General features: G+C 40.0%; 1 protein-coding gene and 1 pseudogene. One reads left to right on the plus strand and one right to left on the minus strand.

The window, feature by feature from the left end; translation table 11 throughout:
* Positions 1-357 (minus strand): annotated as a pseudogene (locus ACWHAR_RS23080) (hypothetical protein); the annotation flags it as partial.
* 167 nt (positions 358-524) lie between these two features.
* Here ACWHAR_RS23080 and ACWHAR_RS23085 point away from each other — a divergent pair.
* Positions 525-1,013, plus strand: coding sequence for a DinB family protein (locus tag ACWHAR_RS23085; protein WP_003242867.1), 489 nt, complete (start codon positions 525-527; stop codon positions 1,011-1,013).
* Positions 1,014-1,049 lie beyond the last annotated feature (36 nt).

A 1,049-nucleotide genomic window follows, 5' to 3' on the forward strand; every position in this document is an offset into this window, starting at 1 on the left:
TGTAATCACTTTACCGAGTCTTCCTCTGAGATCATCTTCTCTATATGCCAATGATTCTTCTGCAGATGATAATGGTACCAGTACAAAGATGTGAAGCAATACCACCAGCATGATCGAAAGGATGCAAGATAAAAGCGCAATCAGCAAGCTCGACAGAGGCAATACGAGTTCACCTATATATCCGCCCGCTGAAAAACATGTGAAAAATGAGAGCACTAATGTCGGATTAAGAAACGGAATGCCTTCTGGCAGCCCTGCAAATACATCTCCGAAAAACAGGAATAACAGCGTAAGGCTGCCCGCAATAATAAGCGTATAAAGATACATTGTTTGTATAGGTACTCCAAATAACTCCAATTTCCTCATCCTTTCTTCATCAATGCATTGATGAACGGCTGCCGTTATCATTTATACGAGACACCACAGGAAAAGTTTCAAAATTTTAAGACAAATAACCCATTTGAAGTGCTTTATAAATGATAATTGCTTATATATATGGTAATGTCATTTTAGGAGGAGATATGATGAGTATCTTTAATGAAGCCAGATTAGAAACGTGGAACGAATTGAAAGGACTTTCTGACGAAAAGCTGAACCAAAAGCCTTCTGCTGAAGAATGGAGCATACGGGAAGTTCTTGACCATTTGAAAAAAATCGATATGACCGCACAAAAAATGTTGAAGGAACGTGTAAAGGACGCTCCGATTAAAGAAATTGAAGAAAAACCGCTTGAGGTAGCACAGGACAGAAATAATAAACGGAAAGCCCCGAGTCATCTTGAGCCTGCGCATGATTTTATTTCAGGCAGCCAAATGAAACGTGAGCTTGATGTGGTAAGAGAGCAGCTGACTGCTGCGATTGCCTCTCTGAAAGAAGAAGATTTTGAAAGAGTGCTTCCGCATCCTGTGTTTCAAGAGCTGACTGTCAGACAGTGGATCGATTTTATCGGCCATCATGAAAAACGGCACCTCAGCCAAATGAAAGAAATTAAAGAAAAGATAGAAAGGGCCTGATTTGATCAGACCCTTTCTGCTTTTCGTTTAACTTTT

Source organism: Bacillus sp. LR--39 (genome assembly GCF_053613335.1).

Bases quoted from the DNA above. Each gene is read 5' to 3' on its own strand.
- ACWHAR_RS23085 (WP_003242867.1), top strand. From the start codon at position 525: ATGAGTATCTTTAATGAAGCCAGATTAGAAACGTGGAACGAATTGAAA.